A 15,543-nucleotide genomic window follows, 5' to 3' on the forward strand; every position below is an offset into this window, starting at 1 on the left:
CACCTTACTGCGCTAATTGAATTGGCATACTTTCCACTAGGAGTAACCAAGATGCTGCATCGTTACCGTAAGGCTATTTACGCACTAACAGAAATGCTTCGCTCCCTACAGGTTAATCCTGAAGATAGTGCTTTACTGCTCAATATGCAGAAGGTATTGCTTACCAAAATAAAGCACACTGACTCTCTCATCGCCAAACTCAAGAATAAGAGGAAGATACTCGTAAAAATAAAAAAATCCGGCCAGTCGAAAGAGCAATCTCAATCAACAAAAAAGGCTATAGCCAATACTGATGAAGTAATCTCAGATTATCAACAACTTCTTTTCATATGGCGCTGCTTTGGCGATGGGATTGCATTTATTTACATTGACAAACTAGCATTAAAACACATGCTTTACAACGTGCATAATTATGAAATGAAGCCTTCTGCGGGTGCAATTCTTGGCAAAGCAGGCCTTCGAAATGAGTTAAAGTTTTTAAATATTTTATTGAACAATGAGATACCAGCCATTCTTTGCGACCTTACCAATACGATTAGACATGGAGACATCTGTATTCTTATAGGTCCAGATCCTATCCCGGTTGAAGTCAAGTCCAGTAGTAATCGTAATGAAAGAGTTGATAGACAGATCGCAAGTATTTCCGCATTAAATAGTTTTCTCCAAACAGATCAAGCAAGTGATTTTAGAGGCCTAAGCCATGTAGTTAGATTGGAAACGGGGGCTTCCAATAGAAATCATATAAATGCAATCAATGAGTGCATTGTCCAGTCACTGAAAAATGACTTCGCTTATACTCTCCCAGAGCCTGGGGTTACCTATGTCTGCATGCAATCAGAGGAGGCCACATCTCAACTTAATTCTCTGGTAATGCCAAAATCGTTCCTGTGCATTCTAAATGACACGAAAAGTAGTGCCTCGTGGATGCCCTACTATCCATTCGTTCTATCAATTATCCGCAAGGAAGATTTATTCGACTTTATAAATGGAAATCTGACCTTGATGATATTGATAGAAGAGAGTGCCGTCATCAGGGCATTCGCAGCACATGGAATATCTGCTACATTTCTGGATCACCCGCAATATGCGCTAATGCTAACAAGGAAACAAGATAGCTCGAATGAAAAGACGATTGGTTCAATTTCGAATAACTATTTTTCTAGGCTATTTTATGACTTTGACACCATCGAGTCCCTTGTTGATGCTGGGATTGCAAATGCAGATTTTTTGGAGAATCACGCTGAAGAAATTGCAGAGAAATACATTCAGGAAAATGCTTCAAAAGAGAAGGTGGACTTTGTTCCATGGCCTGAATTCAGCCCATTGAACTGGCCAAGCAACTGACAAATTCAACATTTAATCGACTCGGCAATTATTAAGAAATTAATGGAAAATATAAACAATGAAATAAAACCATGTGAAAATGGCCCACACGGGGCCATTTAATTTAGAACAACAAACCTTGTCCAACATCACTCAACGGAGCAAGTTTATCCTCCTTTTCCAGAATCTCTTCTATTCTCCGATCACACAGCCGGTATTTCGGCACCAACACGTTGTTGATCGTGGCGTTGTGACCTAGCTCCAGGCAATGTGCGTCGTAGTCGGCCCGAATGCTGGCATCGCGCAGGGCGCGGATGGCTCTGGCACATTTGGCCACATAGAGACGGGTATTACCGTAATGCTTCACTAACATGGCCGCGGCATCGACCCCCACAGCCTCTGATAGCGCTGCAAAATACTGCCCTTCCTGACGTACTGTCTTGGGTACCGGGAAGTGTGTCCCGCCGTAGGCTTCCACCAATTTGATGGTGGCACTCAGTCCGATCAGATCGATGATGGTGCGGACATTTTCCGGTACAAGGTGCAGAGCACGGGCCATCGCCATTTCGTGGTCATTGCGATTCATGCGGGTCTCCCATTCCGTCTCGCGTCATAGACCAGGGCGACCATCACCCCATTCAACTGCTCGTAGTCCAGCCATTCCAGCTTTTCGATCCGATACATGCGCTTTGCCATAGCCTGGGCGTACTCCCACGACCGGCCAGCGGTAGCCAGCTGGGCCTCAATCTTGGCCATCAGGGTTTCACAAGTGTCCTTCGGCTGCGGGCGGCGGCCATGCTTTTGTGCGGGCTTTTGCACAAAGCCCAAGCGCTTCATTTCGGCCAGCACGTCATCCAGCTGCTGCAAGGTCAGCTTGGTGCTGCTGGTTTTGCCATCAGCCAGGCGTGCCAGCATTGCGCGGTAGCTGTCATCAGCCATCTGCAGCTGCTGCTGGGCGATCTTGATTTTTGCGATCATCGCCTTGCGTCTGTCGGTCATTATTCTTCTCCTGGTCAAACTCAATGCACGCGTGACCGGCCATGCCGGCGTTATCAGAGGACGGCACCCCAGTAAGTGGATCGGGGCTGGCCGGTCACGGCTGCATTGAGGGTTAAAACACGTTGCGGAGCCTGTTAACGCAGGCTCGACACCGGGTTCTATTCCGTTACAAAAGCAGTTCTTGCCTCGGTCTTCTCGGCAAGTTCAACGCTATCGCAGACCTTGTACAGATGATTGATGGCAGCTTTTCCACTGGACCAATCCGGTAGATACAGGGTTACCGATCCGTTGATGAACTTGTCTTTTTGCACCCAGCGCTTGCCGAGCTTTTTCTCAAACTCCTTGCGTTTGACCGGGCTTACATTCGGTCGCACAAACTTGCGTAGGAACTTCTGCTCCGGGAATGGAGTGGCACCCTGTGCCCACTTGTATTCGAATACCCCATCAACGAAAGTGCAGACCCTGTAAGTCATGCCTTTGCTACTACGGCGTACCTCAAGTGTGATACGTCGACCATCACACATCAGATCGGCCTTGCCCCATGGGAAGGACAGATCCGAAATGAGCTTTTCCTTTTGCTCAGCCGTCAGTTTCTTCACGGTTTGCTGATCCATCAGTCTTCCTCCTCTTCATCCCTGCAGGGCGTAACGCTGAATGGGAGTTTTCCCAGTTGATCCATGGCAATACGAACTCCTACACGGATGCCCTTGGCGATATCACTGTCTCCCTTGATCTCAGCATCACCGAGCTTGAGAGTGGACTCCGGGTGATCCAGGATGAGCTGCAGATTGGCGACACGGGAGGCATGCCAGTCCTGAAGCTGCTTGGTGAACTCAATTACTGCGGGGTCGAAAGTTTGCATTGCTGTCCTTTGGCTGCTCATCAGTACCAGGCAACCACGCCTGGCAGACCGCCTCTCGGCGGTTTCGCATGGGTTAGCCTGCTGCAGCCTCTTTCAGACGCTTGGCCGGAGAGAACTTCGCGGCACGCTTGGCAGCAATCTGGATGGTTTCGCCAGTCTTCGGGTTGCGGCCGGTCTTCGCGGCACGCTCCACGCTGCCGAATTTGCCCAGGTCAGTGATCTGCAGCTCACCACCGGCACGGACGGTGTCCAGGATGGTGGTGGTCAGGCTGTTGATCACCGCTTCGGCCTGCTTGGCAGTCACTTCAGCGTGTTCGGCTACGTGTTTGATCAGCTCTTGCTTGTTCATGCTTTTCTCCTTGGTACTACGTTGAAAAAACTGCTTGAAAGGGATGTTTCCGGTTCTGAGGTTGCGGATCAGAAGCCGGACATTTCCGACCTTGACGGCCACTTGCTCAAACGCCAGCCATGTCCAGCGGGATAGGCTGGTACTGGTCGGTATCGCCAATCCGCTCGTACACGCGGATGTACGACTTGGAGCACTGGACCCGTACCGATTCACTGAGGGCATTCATGGCCTGCTGCCATTTCTCGTCTTTGATTTCCAGGCGGCGCAAACTGAGGATGCGACCAGTAGAAATCTTTCCTTCTTTGTCGACATTGAACGCATCATTGATCAGGGTACGGATCTCGCTGCGGGCACCTTCGGTCCACTCATGCACGCACTCGTCAATCAGGGCCTTGGCAGCCTGCAGACCTTCATCAAATGTCAGCGTGTCCGATACGGCCCGCTTGATCATGTAGCGACCATCAAACGTGGTCAGCGATACATTGCCTTTGGCCCCGCCGACCTTGGCTCCGTAGCGCTCCGCCGATAGGTCAATGAAGGCTTGGATATCACCGAAGGTCGTGGCCTTGAATTGAGCCAGCATCTTGTTCACGTCCTGGGCCTTCTTAATGATTTCCACCACCAGGGAATCCCGTGCCAAGTCGATTTCCTTGATCGACTCGACCGGGATCAAACGGCCTTTGCTATCTTTGCGGTAGCCGTCCGGGGTGTTTTGCGTTGCGTTTTGCATTACCTGCTCCTTACTCCAACAATTCGTTTCACTTGCGCCAGTTGCTGCCGGTTTCGCTCAAGCCATTCCGGTGTCAGCCGGGGTTCTTCCTTTGCATTCCAAAACCGGCTGTTTCTTGCTGGTGGCTCCGGGCCGGGCAGAACCGGATCAGGGGCTGGTAGCACGGGGAGTGGTGCTTCCTGCTTCTGGACTGGTTCCGGGTTGGGTGGAGTAGCTACCGGCTTAGCTGCCGCATAGGTGGCCAATTCTTCCAGGTAGTCATCCCACACAATCCTCCGGGCCTTATCCGCTGCCATTCCCATACTCACCAGCCGTGCCACTTCTGCTCGTAGCTTGGCTTTGGTGGTGTCATCCAGCTCGACCAGACTCATCCGTGCTGTAGGGCCTCTGTTTGATTTGCCTGCTCCTGTTTGTCTGCAAGCAAGCGAGAGAGCGAATGGGGCCAGTCATCCAGATCTACATCACCATTTGCGATGAGATTCATCAGTTCCAGGCTGTCGAGCGTGCCCTCCAAAATGGCGCGGATCAGGTCAGCGTTTTTCGGGGTTATCAGGGCAGTATCAATTCCCAGCTCATGGCGCAGACGCACCAGCTCGTCCACCTGAGCAGGAGCCTGGCGGCCACTTTCATAGCGGGAGCCACCCGACTGGGTCACTTTGACGGCACCCCAGAACTGAGCCTGATTCAGGCCCAGCTTGCGGCGCATTACACGGTAGTCACGGTTTACGGTTTGCTCGGTCATGTCGTTCTCCTGGTCATTCATCAATTAGCGTTTTCGGTCCAAACCACACGGCAGCCATCTAGGCAGAATTGGCCTTCGCGAAAGCGGCCAATCTGGCCGAGGCCAAATCCGTAGTAAGCGGCCTGACCAGACTCAATCAGCTGGATGCAGCGGGCACTGGTCTGGATCTGAACCGTCGGACGTGAGGGGCTGCTCATGTCGATGCCGACCACGGCAAAGCCACGACGGCCCAGTTCCTGGATCACCACTTCCACTTTTTTTACGGCCTGCAGCATCAGGGTGTTGATGGGCAGGAAGGCAGCCACTGGGCACTGCGGGTCGGCGGTTTGCATATCACTCTCCTTTGCTGCAGTTTTTGCACTTGCGGCATGTCCGCCAGTGCGTCAGTTTCAACGGGTGGTGAGTCGGTGCCCGGCTGCTACTGAAAGCGCGGCAGTCGGCCATGGTCATTTCCTGGCCATGGAATGGGCAAGTCACGGTGGCCAGGACAGCCAGCACCTGCGTGGCGACCGCATCGGTCCTCCCTGCATATTTGCCAGCCAGAACAAGGCTGATGGTGGTACGGGAGTAGCCCAGCTCAGCGGCAACCGGCCTCTGGCCACGCTGGGCCACGGCGGTGCGCAAGATTTCCAGCCAATCAGCAGTCATGGTCAGGCTCCTCGTTCCACACAACCCGGCCCAAGTTCGGGTCATAGACCACCTTGGTGCGCTGGATCATCGGTGGGCGTGGCCCGGTGTACTTGCTCGGAATCACGCGATAACGGGTCAGGTGGTTGGGGCCAGCCTTTTTAACTACCGCCACATATCCAGCGTGATGCAGGTGTTTCAGGTAGTCCTGTGCCCCACTGAGCACCACCGTGACGTCTGCCGTGGAGGCATGGCCGACCAGCTCATGGCAGTTGAACTCGCACAGGATGCGCATCGTGCGCCACATCAGTTCCTGGGCTGTGGGAGGCATCAGCGTTCCATTGGGAGACAGGCGCGGGGCTTCAATGCCGTTGTCGCGTACCAGGACAAACTGTTTGACCTGACCAACTGCCTGCTGCGTACCAGAGATAAATCCAGCCTTCTGCAGGCGCTCCAGGTATTTCCTGGTACTGGGCAGCTCAATGCCGGTTGCAGCAGCGATGTCCAGACGGGTGAATCCGTCACGACGGGCACGGACAGCCTCCCAAATTCTCTGATTCCCCCCCTTACCCCCCACCATTTCCAAGCGGGAGGAACCACGTTCATTCAGTCTCGTGGTCATGATTAACCCCGTCTCGGTGCATCGCCGGTATACAGCGGCTGAGTGCCCCAGGTAGCACGGTCAATTGCATCCAGGCCGTTCAACATTGCGTGTTCCTGAATGTTCACCAGGTTGATGCACAGCCGGCGTACCGACCCGTGGGCGATATCGACGACATGTGCCATCAGGTCATCAGCGATGGCGATATCCGGGCTGTAGATCGTCTTCAGCTTCATGGCGTCATTCATGGTGACCGGCTGGGCCGGCACCCATGCCAGTACGCGGCCATGAAAGCGCTCAAACTTCTTCAGTTTGTTGGGCAGCATTTCCTCGCCCACCAGCATCAGCGGTGCCTGGCTACCCTCGTAGATATCGCGCAGCAGCTCGACCATGCCGGGGCGGGATGCTGCATGATCAGCCTCGTCCAGAATCAGCGGGCGCTGGCTGGTCGACATCTGCTCGCAGATCAGGTCCAGATTGGCCGACACAGTCGCTGCCGGGCGCATACCCATTTCAAACGCGATTTTTTCCAGCAGGGCTTTTTTGCCCCAGGCGCTGCGCATCTGCACGTAGTAAGCGCGGGTTTCATTGGCTACCGCCACGATGGTGGTGGTTTTGCCAAAGCCGCTGGGGCCGTAATACACGCCCAGGCCAGGGAGGCCATCCTGGCGATTGATCAGCTTGCTCATGGCGATGCTGACAAGATCAAGGTTGGCAATCGGTGCAATGCGATTCACGTTTAGGCTCCTGTTTTTTTGTGGTCTCAGCGTTGGCTAAGGGTTCGGTATTCGTTAGTACGGACGTATTTATTCAGTAGCCAGTCCAGCTCACGCTCACCCAGCGGTTCGCCACGCTGGTGGCGGTCACGCAGGGTGCAGAAATAGCGGTAACGGGCATCTGGGGTATCTGGCAGGCTCAGCACATTGCTGGGCACGGGGATCGGTTCAACATCAATCACCCGCAGATTCGGTGCCTCAGCGGCCTGCGGCTGACGCTTGGCACGGGCCAACGCAGCAGCTTCCGCCAGTTGTTCACGGGTACCGCTGATCAGCCCTGGAATCACGATCTCCTGCTGGGCTTCAATGACTGGTTGGCCTCGGCGTTCTGCCTGCACCTCGTCCAGGTGCACCTGTAGGCGATTGGCACGGCCAGCTGCGCGTCTGTCACGGGCCTGCTCAATCACGGAAACAGGGAAGAAGCTGCGAACGTTGGCATTCCACTCTGCGGTGCAAATAAGCCTGCCATCGTCGGCATAAACCCAAACACGGTGGGCATCGTTCACGTCGTAGCCGATACGCAGGCGCTCGCCATGGAACTCCTCTAGGTCGCGACTGAAGTAGCGATTGCCAAACAGCGAGATTTCACAGCGGCTGATCGTGCGCTCAACTTGTGGCCGAAACAGATAGGCCTCTTCACCTGGACGCAGGTGTGTTGGCTCCCAACCCAGGGCAACAAACTCGGCCAGCTTCATGTCCGGGCTGATGCCATTCAGGCCGCGATGTGGCCGGGCGTTGTAATCGGCAATGCGTTGATTGATAAAGTCGATGAAGTGCGGCCAACTGATCAGGTCCACGCTGCCGCCTTGCCTGATAGCCTTACGGGTCAGCTTGAACTGGCTGAGCTTGGCCTCGCGGTCCATATCGGCACCGATATAGCTCTGCAGCTCACGGGCGGCGCGCACAAAGACGGACTGGTGCAGCCGCTCAACAGCGCCTTTGGCTTGTGAGTTGTAAGGACGGGCAAAGCGCATGTCTGCCCCGAGTCGCCCCATCACACCAGTCGATTCATTGCGCAGCATGTCGTTTTTGTAGCCGGAGCCATTGTCGACATAGAAGATGGCCATCACGCCCTCACGGGTCACTGCATGGGTGATGGCATCCAGCACCGCCAGTCCCGATTCGGCCAGCCCCACGCTCCAGCCGATGATGCGGCGGGTGGCCACGTCGATGATGGCGGTGATTTCCGGGCGGAAAGGCCGACCATGCATCGGGTGCTGCACCTCGGCATCGAAGGTGTGGCCGTCAGCCGTCCACACGTCATTCGGCTGCAGCTGGGTAATGTCACGGCGGACAAAGGGCTTGATGTTTTTCATCTCACGCGGGCCGATCCGGCCGGTTTCTCGCGAGACCGCCCCCAGCTTGCCAATGAAGCGGCGTACCTGGTGAATGGAAGGCAATGTTGTCGTGCTGTTGGTCCAGTCACGAGCAAACTGCTCGTAGGCATGGGAGACGCTGGGTTTGGAGGGCACCTGCCAGTAATCCAGGAAGGACTTGGCCCAGGTAGGGATCTCCCAAACGGCGCTCACCGCAGTTTTCGGGGCAAGCTGCCCTTGTTTTTCCAATGCGCGCCAGCCTTTGATGCTGCGTACAGAGGGATATGGGCTATCGCCCTTGCGGCCACGGCCATCATGGGCAGCGCGTAGCATCCGTTCCAGGTGCGGGTCCAAGGTGCCGGCTTTCGCCTGGGTCAGCAGGGTGTGAATTGCCGCTTCACGGGTGACACCGCAGCCTGCCATCAGGCGCTCAATGGCTACCAGTACACCCTTGCGGGCACCTTCAATGGTTTGCTGCCGACTGGTTAATGCCAGTTCCATCTGCTGTGCCTTCATCGGCAAAACAGGTACGGATACAGCGGGGGCGGCAATCATCGAAGTAACCAGGCGGTCCTTGATAGCACGGACAGCTGCGTCAGGAAGACTAGTGAAGGCATATTCATAGCCACCACCACGGCCTTGGCGCTTTTGTGACTCCCATTGCTCTGTCTTGGCCCGGATACCGATCCCTTGGATGGTTCCTGGCATGCTCGGCAGTTTCATTGCTGCCAGCTCTGCCGCGCTGTAGTGGGTTTTAAGTTCGACCTGGCTCATGCCCGGCCTCCTTGTTGGGTGAGGGCTCTGCCAAACTGGGTAGAATGGCGATGCAGGCATCCCACTTGCATGTCATAAACCTTCATTGGAGAGTCCTCGTGAAAGCAAACAAACTAAGTCCTGAAGAATTCGCAGCGCAGTACATCGAGAGAAACCAAAAGCTCTACCGAGAAATTGCACCCCAGATAATCGAGAGCACGATCGGCAATGCCGTCATTGGTCTGCTTGAACGCGGCGAGAAAATCAGCCATGACGGCTTGCGTCAGGCTCTTCAGCAACTGCACGACAACAGTGCTGCATCAAGCTCAATGCGTCCGGCTTATGAGTTAGCTCTCGAGCTGCTCGACCGGCCAGCGCATTAAAAAAATTGAACATCACCAGTAAGAATTCGACCCCGTGGTCGTCGAGACCAAGAATGAGTTTTTTGACTTCGGCGGGGTCCACTACCTGAATCTGGTTAGCCGCCCACTGCAATGAACTCTTCTCGCCCGACGCTAGGTATTGCGCACGAAGACTTTCTGAGGTGAGGGGTATTGCTTGATTCTTCGGTTGCATCTTCATTACTCACTCCTCAAACAGTTCAAGTTCCGGCTGACCGGTTTTGATGACGTTCTCGCGGTGGAACGCCACCTGTGAGAGCACCTCATTCAGCACGCTAAGGGTTTCCAGCAGGTCAGACTGGCCCCGATAAAACTGCTCCAGGAGCATCACGACCTTGCCAAAGTTGGCCTGCATTTCTCCCAGATCGCTGGAGCTGGCCTTCTTACCTGTCGGGATACTGACAACCAGCTTTCCGCAGGCAATGGCCAGGTACTCAATGACATTGGCCGAGCCGCAAAGCACGGAGAACTGGAGCAGGCGACCTGCAGGCATCTCGCAGTCGGACACCCAACGGGCATAGGTAGATCGGTTGGTACCCATCAGCTCTTCCATCTGCTTACGCGGACGGCGGTGTGCCTTCAGAGCATTTGCCTCATCAAGATCGAATGCCTCGGTAAGGCTGGTAGGTCTGCGGGATTTCCCGCTGTGGTTTCTCATGAGCATTTACTCCTGCGCGAGAATCGGCGCGGTGGTGATTTTCTGCTGGTGCCGCTACGATTTACTCGACAGCTGCAACAGTCCGCCGCGATGCTGCGGGGGTATTTACTGGGGAATGGGAGATAATCGGGAAAACTGGCTTAAAATGGCGCTTTGCGTAGCGGCTCGGCCAGATGATCTCCGGCTCAACGCCGATGGCGGCAGCGATGATTTTTTCCGCCTTCGGCCACGGTCTATCCAGCGCATTGTTCAATGCACTAGGGCTCAAATCAGCCCCGATAGACAGCTTGCGAAGAGACCATCCAGCCTTGCGAACGGCCGCCACGATATCCGCCCGGTGCCAATCCTCGGCGGGTTTTTTTTGGGTTGCGGATGTGCTCATTTCTTAATCTCTTGCGGTGATTAGGTGAGCACATAATACCTGAAAATAAATACTTAACAACCGTTTTCAACTTGCTTTCAGGTTTTGTGATGTTGGAAATCAGACACATAACCAGAAAACTATTAATTTTCAGGCGCTTGCAATGAACTCTAAAACAGGTACTAGTGGTCAGATGTTGCTTTCAGGTTCTTCAGAGCAACCTGAAAGTAACCGGACCGCTCTCGGAAGCCGCATTAGAGAGGCTAGAGAGGCAATGGGAGTGCCTAGAATTGAGGCTGCCAATGTCGTTGGCGTCTCACTATCAACTTTTCAGGCATGGGAGGCTGGAGAGAGAGAGCCCGATGCGACAAAGATCTCGATCTATGCCAAAAAGTATGGCCTTGCGGCTGATTGGCTACTGTTTGGTGAAGGAGAAATGCGCAAAGGGGCTATCGATAAGGGGACACCATCGCCGGACTCAAAATGCCCATGCCACGATACGTTGGGGAACCCTGTTGATCTGGAAGAGTTTGTCTTTATCCCACGCTATGACCTCAAGGCTGCTGCAGGCCATGGGGCAGCTGTTGCTGGTGAAAAGCCTATTTTCTCTATGTCTTTCCGGCGCTACTGGATAGATAACTACTTGAGGATCGATCCCAACAACTTGTCAGTCCTTTCCGTAAAGGGGGACTCAATGGTGGGCGTACTGAACGACAGAGATGTCATCCTGGTGAATCATGCAGATACATCACCAGGAGCTGGTCTGTATGTGCTGCGCATTGAAGGGGACTTGCTTGTTAAGCGTGTACAGAAGCTACCAGGTGGAAAACTTGAGATCATGAGTGCCAATGAAGCATATAGGCCCTTTGAGATTGACCCTGCTAATCCAGGCGGTGATTTTGCAGTCGTTGGTCGCGTGGTTTGGTTTGGTCGCCAACTCTGATACAGAGCATCAGTGCAAATAACTTGCTAAACGTGCCACATCTTGCCTTTCTTGGGCGGATCTTTCGCAAAATTTAAACGGTGGTCGCCCTGGCGCGGTTAGATGGCTGAAACGTTTGCCTGGCGCGGCTGATCCCGTTTCATCCCATCTAGTCCCGCTGGTTTCTCCCGGTGCAATTAACCTCACCACACCACACTCGACGGCGGGGCGAGACCCGCGAAGTTGGTTTTGGCTTTTATGTTTACGGTGATAACCCAGTGTGGGCATCCGCTCACGCGGATGATGATTTGAGTGCCGCTTCCGCGCGGCAGGCGGGAAAGAGGGCTTGCGTGGCCAAGCCCTCCTTCACCTCCAAGGCCACCCCGGCAAGCATGGCCTGCGGCTGCCCGCCAGGCCCCGTCTGGGGCGAGGCGCGCCTGAACTCGCGATTTGCTAACGTCAAATCGCTCAAACAGGCAGGCGCTTAACACCTCGCCCCGGCCACCTGTCGGCATGCTTGATGGGGCCAAGGGTCGCGCTGGTTCGGTGCTTGTTTGGTAATAACACTGGTTGGATCTGCCAGAGCCCTGACCAGCCGCAACCCGCGAAGTTAAACGTATCAGTGCAGGACCACAGTCCAGCGCCGCTACGTAACAAATACAAGATTTACATCAGCAATGCGCACCACGCATTGCCCAGACAAACTTTTGGCAGGCCCCGCCTGCACGCAGCAGAAAGCACAAAACAATGACCGGCAAACTCTATCTTGTCTCCGTCGGCCCCGGCAGCCGCGAACTGATCCCGCCCATGGTGGAACAGGCGCTGGCCGCCAGTGACGTCATCGTCGCCTACGACCTCTACCTCACCTGGATCCAGCCGTGGATCAGCGGCAAGGACATCCGCACCCTGCCGCTTACCCAGGAACGCGACCGTGCCCAGCTGGCACTGGAAGAAGCCCGCGCTGGCAAGACGGTGGCGCTGATTTCCAGCGGTGACATCGGCATTTACGCCATGGCCACGCTGGCTTACGAGGACATGCGCGAGGACGACACCTTTGACGTGCAGCTGATTCCCGGCATCACCTCGGCCAATGCCTGCGCCTCGCTGCTGGGCGCGCCGCTGTCGCACGACTTTGCCACCCTCAGCCTGTCCGACCTGCTGTGCCCGTGGGAGTGGATTGAAAGCCGCGCCCGCCATATTGCAGAGGCTGATCTGGCCGTGGTGTTTTACAACGTGCAAAGCAAGCAGCGGCAGGAAGGCGTGTACCGCATTCTGGACATCATGCTGGAACACAAGCGGCCGGAAACCCTGTGCGGCATCGTGCACAATGCCTACCGCGAAGGCCAGACGGTGGAAATCGTCACCCTGGCCGAGCTGCGCACCCGCCAGTTCAACATGCTCACCTCACTGGTGATCGGCAACCGCTTCACCCGCCGCAAGCGCAACTGGATGTTTACCCCGCGCGGCTATTTCAACTGGCAGAACACCGTCGACACCATTACCGCCGACAGCCTGCCAAGCGCCGCTGCCTGGGTGTTTGCCGGTACCAGCGACGGCAATGCGCTGGCACGCCAGCTGGCAGCAAACGGCCAGCCGGTGATTGTCAGCACAGCCAGCGACTACGGTGCCGAAATCGTCGCCGCCGACAGCCCCGGCCTCACCAGCATCAGCGGGCGGCTGGGTGTGGAGCGTCGCCGCGAGCTGCTGCAACAAAGCCAGGCACGCTGCATTGTGGATGCCACGCACCCTTACGCCACGGAAATGTCGCAGCAGCTGATGGCGCTGGCGCAGGAACTGGCCCTGCCCTATCTGCGTTATGAACGCCCCAGCACGCCAGACCAGCACCCGGCCATCCATTGCAGCAGCATGGCCGCAGCCGCAACGCTGGCCATGCAGCACGGCCAGCGCATTTTCCTGGCCACCGGCAGCAAGGAGCTGGCCAGCTTTGTGCAGGCCGAGGGCGCAGCCGACAAACAATGGTTTGTGCGGCTGGCACCGGACCCGCAACACCTGCAACGCGCCATCGACCTGGGCATTCCGCGAGCGCGGCTGTGTGCGATGCAAGGCCCGTTCTCGCAGGCCGCCAATGAAACCCTGTGGCGCGACTGGCAGATCGACTGCGTTATCAGCAAGCAATCCGGTGATGCCGGTGGCTATGGTGCCAAAGCCGCAGCAGCGGCCGCACTGGGCATCCCCTTCATCGTGGTGGACCGTCCGCAGCTGGACTACCCGGCCAGCTTTGCCGACTTTGCCAGCCTGCAAGCCGCACTGGAGCAACTGGCATGAGCAGCCCGCGCATTCCGGTTACCGTGCTCACCGGCTTTCTGGGCGCGGGCAAAACCACCTTGCTGTCCAATCTGATCCGCGACAGCAAACAACGGCGGCTGGCCATTCTGGTCAACGAGTTTGGCGAGGTGTCCATTGACGGCACCATCCTGCGTACGGACGACAAGGCCGGGGTGGAGATTCACGACCTGGCCAATGGCCTGGTGGCTTACGACGACGACGAGCACTTCCTGCCCACCATGCTGGCCTTGTGGCAGCGCCGCCAGCAGATCGACCATGTGCTGATCGAAACCTCCGGGCTGGCCCTGCCCAGCGCGGTAATGGAGCAGCTGCAAGGCCCGGAGCTGGCAGAACGCTTTGTGCTGGATGCCACGCTGGCCGTGGTGGACACCCCGCTGCTGCTGGCGGGCGATTTTGACAGCGGCCACGGCCAGCAGGACGACGCGGTGGCCAGCCTGTTCCGCCAGCAGCTGGAAAACGCCGACATCGTGGTGCTCAACAAGATAGACCAGTTGGACGATGCCGCCATGCTGCAAGCAGAAAGCACGGTGCGCCAGCTGGCGCCGTCCATCCGCTTTATCGAGCTGGCCTATCAGGCCAAGCTGGATACCCGGCTGACGCTGGGCCTGCATCTGCACGAAGTCAGCGGCAGCGGTCATCGCCATTACGGACCGGTATCCAGCCTGCCGCTGAATCTGCGGCCGCTGGCCAACCAGGCGCTGCTGGACGGCCACAGCCACGGCGGCTTGGCCGCGCACAGCCACGGCCTGGCCACCCACAAGCATTTTCACGAGCAGGACCCGGGCTGGCAGTCGTTTTTGATTCGCAGCAAGGACGCACAGGACCCGGCACGGCTGCTGGCCGCAGTAGAAACCATTGCCCGCGAAGAAGCGCTGCTACGCATCAAGGGCCATGCGGCCAGTGCAGATGGCCAAGGCCGACTGACGCTGCAAGCAGTGCGCCAGCGCGTACAGCTGCAACAGGAGCCTGACACCGCCGCACCACGGCAGGCGCAGCTGGTTTTCATCGGCTATCACCCCAGCCGCCCGCGCATTGTGGAGCGGCTAAGGGCATTGACCGGCACCCACTGGCAGTAAGAGTGGCAGACAAAAACCCTGTAGCTGCGTTGCGCCGCCTTGCCACAGGGACGCTACGCTCTTGTCAGCCACTCCAGCTCTACCCATAAGCAATTACCCGACCGCTGCATCAAGCTAGCAGTCAGAAGGAAACCGCCATGAAAACCGACGCCGCCGCCCACCAGCGCATGGTGGAAAAGCGCAAGGCTGGCTTTGAAAAGAAAAAAGCCGCCGCCACCAAGGAAAAAGGCTTGCTCATCGTCCATACCGGCACCGGCAAGGGCAAGAGCAGCGCCGCCTTTGGCATGGGCCTGCGCATTGTCGGCCACGGCATGCAGCTGGGCGTGGTGCAGTTCATCAAGGGCGCGCTGCACACCGCCGAGCGCGATCTGTTCAGCCGCTTCGACAACTGCCGTTTCCTCACCATGGGCGAGGGCTATACCTGGAACACCCAGAACCGCGAGGCTGACATCGCCACCGCACGCCAGGGCTGGGAAGCCGCGCTGGAAATGCTGAACAGCGGCGACTACGACATGCTGATTCTGGATGAGCTGAACATCGTGCTGAAGTACGACTACCTGCCGCTGGACGAGGTGCTGGCGGCACTGGCTAATCGCCCGGCCAATCTGCATGTGGTGATTACCGGCCGCCATGCGCCGCAGGCGCTGATTGACGCCGCTGATCTGGTCACCGAGATGAAACTGGTGAAGCACCCGTTCCGCGAACAGGGCATCAAGGCGCAACAAGGCGTGGAGTTCTGA

22 protein-coding genes and 1 other RNA gene are annotated in these 15,543 nt (G+C 56.4%); 7 read left to right on the plus strand and 16 right to left on the minus strand.

All coding sequences use genetic code 11. The features are described 5' to 3' along the window. The first annotated feature begins 51 nt into the window (after positions 1-51). Entirely contained in the window at positions 52-1,344 is a 1,293-nt protein-coding gene (locus ACODR9_RS02380; protein ID WP_488807406.1) for a hypothetical protein, read from the plus strand. 103 nt (positions 1,345-1,447) lie between these two features. Here the strand turns inward: ACODR9_RS02380 and ACODR9_RS02385 are convergent, their stop codons facing one another. The 14 genes from ACODR9_RS02385 to ACODR9_RS02450 all read right to left on the minus strand — a co-directional run bounded on the left by ACODR9_RS02385 (position 1,448) and on the right by ACODR9_RS02450 (position 9,099). After that, positions 1,448-1,909, minus strand: coding sequence for a Mor transcription activator family protein (locus ACODR9_RS02385; protein ID WP_488807407.1), 462 nt, complete (start codon positions 1,907-1,909; stop codon positions 1,448-1,450). Continuing rightward, on the minus strand, positions 1,906-2,322 hold the full coding sequence (locus tag ACODR9_RS02390) for a gp16 family protein (protein WP_488807408.1): 417 nt from the start codon (positions 2,320-2,322) through the stop codon (positions 1,906-1,908). The genes ACODR9_RS02385 and ACODR9_RS02390 overlap by 4 nt, the downstream gene beginning before the upstream one ends. Positions 2,323-2,480: 158 nt before the next feature. Next, positions 2,481-2,936, minus strand: coding sequence for a hypothetical protein (locus ACODR9_RS02395; RefSeq protein WP_488807409.1), 456 nt, complete (start codon positions 2,934-2,936; stop codon positions 2,481-2,483). Then, positions 2,936-3,184 (minus strand): hypothetical protein, encoded by a 249-nt coding sequence (locus ACODR9_RS02400; RefSeq protein ID WP_488807410.1) that lies wholly within the window; start codon positions 3,182-3,184, stop codon positions 2,936-2,938. Before ACODR9_RS02400 ends, ACODR9_RS02395 begins: the two co-directional genes overlap by 1 nt. Before the next feature lie 7 nt (positions 3,185-3,191). Further along, an RNA gene (locus ACODR9_RS02405) (hammerhead ribozyme type II) lies at positions 3,192-3,254 on the minus strand. Between the two features lie 3 nt (positions 3,255-3,257). Next, positions 3,258-3,755, minus strand: coding sequence for an HU family DNA-binding protein (locus tag ACODR9_RS02410; RefSeq protein WP_488807412.1), 498 nt, complete (start codon positions 3,753-3,755; stop codon positions 3,258-3,260). Next, positions 3,640-4,263 carry a DUF3164 family protein gene (locus ACODR9_RS02415; protein ID WP_488807413.1) on the minus strand — a complete coding sequence of 208 codons (624 nt, stop codon included), beginning with the start codon at positions 4,261-4,263 and terminating at the stop codon, positions 3,640-3,642. Before ACODR9_RS02415 ends, ACODR9_RS02410 begins: the two co-directional genes overlap by 116 nt. Further along, positions 4,263-4,634 carry a hypothetical protein gene (locus ACODR9_RS02420; RefSeq protein ID WP_488807414.1) on the minus strand — a complete coding sequence of 124 codons (372 nt, stop codon included), beginning with the start codon at positions 4,632-4,634 and terminating at the stop codon, positions 4,263-4,265. The genes ACODR9_RS02415 and ACODR9_RS02420 overlap by 1 nt, the downstream gene beginning before the upstream one ends. Continuing rightward, positions 4,631-5,005: a helix-turn-helix domain-containing protein gene (locus ACODR9_RS02425; protein ID WP_488807415.1), complete on the minus strand. Its 375-nt coding sequence runs from the start codon at positions 5,003-5,005 to the stop codon at positions 4,631-4,633. The genes ACODR9_RS02420 and ACODR9_RS02425 overlap by 4 nt, the downstream gene beginning before the upstream one ends. 20 nt (positions 5,006-5,025) lie before the next feature. Then, positions 5,026-5,337 carry a hypothetical protein gene (locus tag ACODR9_RS02430; RefSeq protein ID WP_488807417.1) on the minus strand — a complete coding sequence of 104 codons (312 nt, stop codon included), beginning with the start codon at positions 5,335-5,337 and terminating at the stop codon, positions 5,026-5,028. 1 nt (position 5,338) lies between these two features. Then, a complete protein-coding gene (locus ACODR9_RS02435; protein ID WP_488807418.1) occupies positions 5,339-5,653 on the minus strand; it encodes an XRE family transcriptional regulator in 315 nt (104 codons plus the stop codon). Beyond that, positions 5,643-6,254 (minus strand): hypothetical protein, encoded by a 612-nt coding sequence (locus ACODR9_RS02440; protein WP_488807419.1) that lies wholly within the window; start codon positions 6,252-6,254, stop codon positions 5,643-5,645. The genes ACODR9_RS02435 and ACODR9_RS02440 overlap by 11 nt, the downstream gene beginning before the upstream one ends. 2 nt (positions 6,255-6,256) lie before the next feature. Further along, positions 6,257-6,970, minus strand: coding sequence for an AAA family ATPase (locus tag ACODR9_RS02445; protein WP_488807420.1), 714 nt, complete (start codon positions 6,968-6,970; stop codon positions 6,257-6,259). Between the two features lie 26 nt (positions 6,971-6,996). Then, positions 6,997-9,099 carry a transposase gene (locus tag ACODR9_RS02450; protein WP_488807421.1) on the minus strand — a complete coding sequence of 701 codons (2,103 nt, stop codon included), beginning with the start codon at positions 9,097-9,099 and terminating at the stop codon, positions 6,997-6,999. A 98-nt stretch (positions 9,100-9,197) separates the two neighbouring features. On the opposite strand from ACODR9_RS02450, the gene ACODR9_RS02455 reads away from it, so the two are divergent. Further along, entirely contained in the window at positions 9,198-9,461 is a 264-nt protein-coding gene (locus ACODR9_RS02455; protein WP_488807422.1) for a hypothetical protein, read from the plus strand. Positions 9,462-9,663: 202 nt separating this feature from the next. Here the strand turns inward: ACODR9_RS02455 and ACODR9_RS02460 are convergent, their stop codons facing one another. After that, positions 9,664-10,137, minus strand: coding sequence for a hypothetical protein (locus ACODR9_RS02460; protein ID WP_488807423.1), 474 nt, complete (start codon positions 10,135-10,137; stop codon positions 9,664-9,666). 61 nt (positions 10,138-10,198) lie between these two features. Beyond that, positions 10,199-10,519: a helix-turn-helix domain-containing protein gene (locus tag ACODR9_RS02465; protein ID WP_488807424.1), complete on the minus strand. Its 321-nt coding sequence runs from the start codon at positions 10,517-10,519 to the stop codon at positions 10,199-10,201. A gap of 142 nt (positions 10,520-10,661) precedes the next feature. Here ACODR9_RS02465 and ACODR9_RS02470 point away from each other — a divergent pair, with 142 nt between their 5' ends. The 5 genes from ACODR9_RS02470 (at position 10,662) to cobO (ending at position 15,543) form a co-directional block, all read left to right on the plus strand. Next, positions 10,662-11,441, plus strand: coding sequence for an XRE family transcriptional regulator (locus ACODR9_RS02470; RefSeq protein ID WP_488807425.1), 780 nt, complete (start codon positions 10,662-10,664; stop codon positions 11,439-11,441). A 329-nt stretch (positions 11,442-11,770) separates the two neighbouring features. Beyond that, positions 11,771-11,908 (plus strand): hypothetical protein, encoded by a 138-nt coding sequence (locus tag ACODR9_RS02475; protein ID WP_488807426.1) that lies wholly within the window; start codon positions 11,771-11,773, stop codon positions 11,906-11,908. Between the two features lie 259 nt (positions 11,909-12,167). Beyond that, entirely contained in the window at positions 12,168-13,706 is a 1,539-nt protein-coding gene (gene cobJ, locus ACODR9_RS02480; RefSeq protein ID WP_488807427.1) for a precorrin-3B C(17)-methyltransferase, read from the plus strand. Next, positions 13,703-14,803: a CobW family GTP-binding protein gene (locus ACODR9_RS02485; RefSeq protein ID WP_488807428.1), complete on the plus strand. Its 1,101-nt coding sequence runs from the start codon at positions 13,703-13,705 to the stop codon at positions 14,801-14,803. Before cobJ ends, ACODR9_RS02485 begins: the two co-directional genes overlap by 4 nt. A gap of 137 nt (positions 14,804-14,940) precedes the next feature. Next, positions 14,941-15,543 (plus strand): cob(I)yrinic acid a,c-diamide adenosyltransferase, encoded by a 603-nt coding sequence (gene cobO / locus ACODR9_RS02490; protein WP_488807429.1) that lies wholly within the window; start codon positions 14,941-14,943, stop codon positions 15,541-15,543.

The organism is Aquitalea sp. FG25, assembly GCF_057809375.1.

Excerpts from the sequence above, each read along its gene's own strand:
- ACODR9_RS02420 (WP_488807414.1), bottom strand. The coding sequence starts at position 4,634 with ATGAGTCTGGTCGAGCTGGATGACACCACCAAAGCCAAGCTACGAGCA.
- ACODR9_RS02390 (WP_488807408.1), bottom strand. The coding sequence starts at position 2,322 with ATGACCGACAGACGCAAGGCGATGATCGCAAAAATCAAGATCGCCCAG.
- cobO (WP_488807429.1), top strand. The coding sequence starts at position 14,941 with ATGAAAACCGACGCCGCCGCCCACCAGCGCATGGTGGAAAAGCGCAAG.
- cobJ (WP_488807427.1), top strand. The coding sequence starts at position 12,168 with ATGACCGGCAAACTCTATCTTGTCTCCGTCGGCCCCGGCAGCCGCGAA.
- ACODR9_RS02385 (WP_488807407.1), bottom strand. The coding sequence starts at position 1,909 with ATGAATCGCAATGACCACGAAATGGCGATGGCCCGTGCTCTGCACCTT.
- ACODR9_RS02485 (WP_488807428.1), top strand. The coding sequence starts at position 13,703 with ATGAGCAGCCCGCGCATTCCGGTTACCGTGCTCACCGGCTTTCTGGGC.
- ACODR9_RS02460 (WP_488807423.1), bottom strand. The coding sequence starts at position 10,137 with ATGAGAAACCACAGCGGGAAATCCCGCAGACCTACCAGCCTTACCGAG.
- ACODR9_RS02410 (WP_488807412.1), bottom strand. The coding sequence starts at position 3,755 with ATGCCCTCAGTGAATCGGTACGGGTCCAGTGCTCCAAGTCGTACATCC.
- ACODR9_RS02400 (WP_488807410.1), bottom strand. The coding sequence starts at position 3,184 with ATGCAAACTTTCGACCCCGCAGTAATTGAGTTCACCAAGCAGCTTCAG.
- ACODR9_RS02380 (WP_488807406.1), top strand. The coding sequence starts at position 52 with ATGCTGCATCGTTACCGTAAGGCTATTTACGCACTAACAGAAATGCTT.
- ACODR9_RS02465 (WP_488807424.1), bottom strand. The coding sequence starts at position 10,519 with ATGAGCACATCCGCAACCCAAAAAAAACCCGCCGAGGATTGGCACCGG.
- ACODR9_RS02470 (WP_488807425.1), top strand. The coding sequence starts at position 10,662 with ATGAACTCTAAAACAGGTACTAGTGGTCAGATGTTGCTTTCAGGTTCT.
- ACODR9_RS02440 (WP_488807419.1), bottom strand. The coding sequence starts at position 6,254 with ATGACCACGAGACTGAATGAACGTGGTTCCTCCCGCTTGGAAATGGTG.
- ACODR9_RS02450 (WP_488807421.1), bottom strand. The coding sequence starts at position 9,099 with ATGAGCCAGGTCGAACTTAAAACCCACTACAGCGCGGCAGAGCTGGCA.
- ACODR9_RS02425 (WP_488807415.1), bottom strand. The coding sequence starts at position 5,005 with ATGACCGAGCAAACCGTAAACCGTGACTACCGTGTAATGCGCCGCAAG.
- ACODR9_RS02430 (WP_488807417.1), bottom strand. The coding sequence starts at position 5,337 with ATGCAAACCGCCGACCCGCAGTGCCCAGTGGCTGCCTTCCTGCCCATC.
- ACODR9_RS02435 (WP_488807418.1), bottom strand. The coding sequence starts at position 5,653 with ATGACTGCTGATTGGCTGGAAATCTTGCGCACCGCCGTGGCCCAGCGT.
- ACODR9_RS02395 (WP_488807409.1), bottom strand. The coding sequence starts at position 2,936 with ATGGATCAGCAAACCGTGAAGAAACTGACGGCTGAGCAAAAGGAAAAG.
- ACODR9_RS02415 (WP_488807413.1), bottom strand. The coding sequence starts at position 4,263 with ATGCAAAACGCAACGCAAAACACCCCGGACGGCTACCGCAAAGATAGC.